Source organism: Nodosilinea sp. LEGE 07088 (assembly GCF_015207395.1).
In the GTDB taxonomy this organism is placed as follows: Bacteria; Cyanobacteriota; Cyanobacteriia; order Phormidesmidales; family Phormidesmidaceae; genus Nodosilinea.
Genome location: NZ_JADEWX010000311.1, coordinates 1 through 3384, shown reverse-complemented (window position 1 = coordinate 3384; position 3384 = coordinate 1). Strand labels below are relative to the sequence as shown.

Annotated in this window: 6 protein-coding genes; 5 read left to right on the top strand and 1 reads right to left on the bottom strand. The window is 50.4% G+C overall.

Features of this window, described 5'->3' with window-relative positions:
- The first annotated feature begins 342 nt into the window (after positions 1–342).
- Both IQ254_RS30320 and IQ254_RS30315 read left to right on the top strand, forming a co-directional pair.
- Complete coding sequence (locus IQ254_RS30320) at positions 343–789, top strand: hypothetical protein (protein ID WP_228041238.1); 447 nt, start codon at positions 343–345, stop codon at positions 787–789.
- Positions 786–1457: a hypothetical protein gene (locus IQ254_RS30315; RefSeq protein ID WP_193969860.1), complete on the top strand. Its 672-nt coding sequence runs from the start codon at positions 786–788 to the stop codon at positions 1455–1457. The genes IQ254_RS30320 and IQ254_RS30315 overlap by 4 nt, the downstream gene beginning before the upstream one ends.
- 79 nt (positions 1458–1536) lie before the next feature.
- Here IQ254_RS30315 and IQ254_RS30310 read toward each other — a convergent pair whose 3' ends face one another.
- The gene (locus IQ254_RS30310; protein ID WP_193969859.1) at positions 1537–1824 is read right to left on the bottom strand and encodes a hypothetical protein; all 288 of its coding nucleotides are present in this window, start codon (positions 1822–1824) and stop codon (positions 1537–1539) included.
- Between the two features lie 170 nt (positions 1825–1994).
- Here IQ254_RS30310 and IQ254_RS30305 point away from each other — a divergent pair, with 170 nt between their 5' ends.
- The 3 genes from IQ254_RS30305 (at position 1995) to IQ254_RS30295 (ending at position 3259) form a co-directional block, all read left to right on the top strand.
- Positions 1995–2222, top strand: coding sequence for a helix-turn-helix transcriptional regulator (locus IQ254_RS30305; protein ID WP_193969858.1), 228 nt, complete (start codon positions 1995–1997; stop codon positions 2220–2222).
- Between the two features lie 94 nt (positions 2223–2316).
- Positions 2317–2661 (top strand): hypothetical protein, encoded by a 345-nt coding sequence (locus tag IQ254_RS30300; RefSeq protein WP_193969857.1) that lies wholly within the window; start codon positions 2317–2319, stop codon positions 2659–2661.
- A 124-nt stretch (positions 2662–2785) separates the two neighbouring features.
- On the top strand, positions 2786–3259 hold the full coding sequence (locus IQ254_RS30295) for a helix-turn-helix transcriptional regulator (protein WP_193969856.1): 474 nt from the start codon (positions 2786–2788) through the stop codon (positions 3257–3259).
- Positions 3260–3384: the final 125 nt, after the last annotated feature.

The following is a 3384-nucleotide window of genomic DNA, read 5'->3' as shown; positions in this document are numbered from 1 at the left end:
AGTTATGGACCGACTGGGCACTCCAACTGATAGCGCTCAAACCCCATAAACATCGCTATTTTCAGCGTGGTCTCTATGCTCTATCCCTGATGCAGCAAGCTCTTTAGGTACGTTGTCACCCGTTAAGCAAATCTTGTGGATTGGTGATCCTGAAAGAAAAGCCTTCAGCAATCAGCAATGCTGGAATACGGTCGATAGTAAAGAATGCATTCCAGATTTGATGGGCATTAGATCAGCATCTTCTGGTGTTGCAGTGTAAGATTGTCCTGGTAGGTGGCTAGTCATAGTTATCTACCCAAGGTGCTGATAACGCTTGAAACCCTATAGGCTGAGTTTTGACCCATGCCCCGAGGACGAAGCCCTTCCCCAAGTCCAAATCCTGCAAACCCTGATAAAAAGTCTAGGGTGCGCTTTATCTTCGAGCCCGATCGCACCTCCCCAAACGGCATCACCTATTCCTGGCTGATCCACGATACCTATAACGGCAAAGAGAAAGCCGCTACGGCGACCCGCGCTTTTTGGCTGCCCTTCGCCTATCGGCATTCCGGAAATCACTCTGAGGGAGAGCTACGCGATCTGGCCCAGCAATCGATCTGGCAGATGGAAGCTCAGATTCAACATCTGCGAGAAGAATTTGATTTGGGATTAGCGCGGCCCAGCACCACCGAATTGGTGGGAGCGCCCGATGCGGAGAATCTACAAGCAGAGTCAGGCTCATCTTTGGTACAGCCTGCGACCGTGGTAGCTCCAACGGCTGACCTGCTCGATGAGTTCACGGATGCTCTATGACCGAGCCACAGTTGCCGAAGGAGCCCGAGACCGAGAAGGGGCGATTGATGCGTCAGCAATACCTGGCGCTGGCCAAAGCCTCGCTCAAGGATGCCAAGGACTACGAGAGTCTCTATACCCGCTACAGCGATAATTCGATAGCAGCCCAGGAATTAGATCAGGAGGTGGCTAGAGCGGCGCTACAGACCGGCAAGGCTCCCCGACAGGTGATTCAATTGTTGGCCCAGGGGCCGTTTACTCAGCAGCAGATTTTGGGATTGTCTGAGGAGGAGAAGAAGGCGGCATTGCCCAAGCTGCTCCAGTACGCTCAGACGACCGTAGACGGCCTTCAGCAGCAGCGCTACCTAGAGTATGCCTGTTCGGCAACAGGGAAAATTCAAAGCTACCCCGATCTCTATCGGGACTATGTGAGTAGCGATCTCTCCGCAATTCAGCTCGACCAGAAGGTGACGGCGGCGGCATTAGGGGCTGGGGAATCAGGGGAGTCTGTCGCGGCGCTGCTGCATCAGGGGCCATACGCTCGATTTCAGCAAGATGTGCAAGGGGTAGGCCCGCAAACGATTGAGCAGTATGCCCGTGGGACGGTGGCCCAGGTGCAAGCGATTCAGGCGCTCCAAACAGGGCAGACGCAGAGGAGCCCTCGCTTTAGCCAAAAACTAGAGCGTTGATTTAGGGCAACATTGCGATCCATTACAACCCCCAGCGTGACCATTTCAACTCAAGATCAGGTGCTGTCTTGCCCACCTGCTAAGCACGGGGCAAATATTTGACCAAAGCCTTCATCACTTCCCCAGCCCTAAGCTGAATAGGGCTGTCGCCAGTAGGCGCAGGTAGAAAGTCAGTCCACTCAAAGGTTTCGGCAAAGCTTAGCTGGTGCAGGGAGTTGACAATTGCGCTCACCGCCTCACGAGAGCCAATAACCAAAATCTTGACCGGTTCGCGATCAGGCTTGGGGTAGCTGTAGAGCTTGAGCGATATCTCAAGCCCAACCGTTTCGTGAGTTGCCTGGTCTCCGAGGAAAGCATGATGCTGCATAATCGTCGCCTTTATGGACTACAGACGTTCCTAAATCAAGCGCCCTTCTGGAGCGCCGTGAACCCGTCGTCGATGTGGACTGCAAGCTCAAGAGCCATTATGGCATATTTTGTAGTCCATAGGGACTCAATTTCTTGGTCTGCTTTTCATCCTCTGGGATGATTGGAGGCATGGGAAAAGCAGGCAGAGTGCTCGGACAAGTGTTAGAAGATTACGGCATCAGCCAGACCAAGCTCGCTAACGAGCTAGGGATTGGTCGGTCAAATGTCTATCGTTGGGTGAATGAGGTACGGGATCCAAACTCTGAAACGGTGCTAGAAATTATTAAAGCCTTAGAAGGCATTAGTCCAGAGGCGGCGAGTCAGTTTAAGCGCCTTTATATGGATGGCGAGGGGTAGTGCTTCAAGGTGATAGTTCAGGTATAGGCGGCTCAGCCTCAATCAAATTTCGGCGATCGCATTATTAAAGTGTTTGAATAGCCTGGAGTCGCTGATGCTGCTTGGTTTTTGCCAACAATTTGGGCCTTGTACCGGCACAACTCCTAGAGCAGCAACAAATGGCCTGAGCCGCTCTCCCTTAAAAAGGTTTATGCGGAGGCTATTGCGTGCAAGCCTTGCTAAAGAGAAAATCTTTGTAGCGCGCCTGGTCAAAAAGGAGGCGCAGCATATCACATCTTTGTTGGAAACAATGTTCCATATGGACTTGCACGTGCAAGTCTTATTTTTCCGGAGCCGCTACTCTATACTGGCGACAAGCAAAACTAACAACAGAAAAATGCTAGGCAGAGGAACCGGCGATTTCTATCTTCCCTGGTCCAACTCTTTAATGTCACATTAGCGTCGTGCTAGCAGCTTCAAGGCGCGTGCTCTGTTTTGATATAAGGACGTCTTCAGGGATATCTCTCGCGACAATGCACTAAAAGTATCGGAACTGTCCCGACTGATGTGAACAGGGTAACTGTATGACTTCAAACATGGATAGGGCTAGCAATAGGGCGCATCGGAACGCGCATCGAAGAAAGGCTCTCGAACTAATCGGATTCGATAGTGTCAAGGAGCTTGCTGCGGCGGCTGGTGTCGATCAAAGCATACTCTCTAGAATTTGCAGTGGCCAAATCGGAATAACCGATGTCAAAGCGGGTAAGCTTATTACGGCTATTTGGGAAAGAAATCAGGCAGATGGTTGGACATATAGGAAGGCGACAGAAATATTCGCCGATTTTATCTATTATCTCCAATGCCGCTTTGGGGTGGACAAAGATAATAGAGTTCAAAATGAGGATATGGAAAGATGGTATAGAAACTATGAAGCAGCAGCAGAGGAAAACACCACGAATTCTTCAAGTAATCATCCTTTCACAATTACCTCTTCAAGCCTGCTTGATGATAGGCTTGAAGATATAAGAGATTTGGCTCTTCCGGATCCAGGGTGGTAATTGTATAATGAGTTACGTTTAGGGGGATTGACATCATGGACTTTCACCTAGATACGCTGCTTAATTTTCCTAATGCAACCGTCGAGCAGTGCATTCAGGAGGCCGGAGAGATATTTCTGACATTG

Bases quoted from the DNA above. Each gene is read 5' to 3' on its own strand.
- IQ254_RS30320 (WP_228041238.1), top strand. From the start codon at position 343: ATGCCCCGAGGACGAAGCCCTTCCCCAAGTCCAAATCCTGCAAACCCT.
- IQ254_RS30315 (WP_193969860.1), top strand. From the start codon at position 786: ATGACCGAGCCACAGTTGCCGAAGGAGCCCGAGACCGAGAAGGGGCGA.
- IQ254_RS30310 (WP_193969859.1), bottom strand. From the start codon at position 1,824: ATGCAGCATCATGCTTTCCTCGGAGACCAGGCAACTCACGAAACGGTT.
- IQ254_RS30305 (WP_193969858.1), top strand. From the start codon at position 1,995: ATGGGAAAAGCAGGCAGAGTGCTCGGACAAGTGTTAGAAGATTACGGC.
- IQ254_RS30300 (WP_193969857.1), top strand. From the start codon at position 2,317: ATGCTGCTTGGTTTTTGCCAACAATTTGGGCCTTGTACCGGCACAACT.
- IQ254_RS30295 (WP_193969856.1), top strand. From the start codon at position 2,786: ATGACTTCAAACATGGATAGGGCTAGCAATAGGGCGCATCGGAACGCG.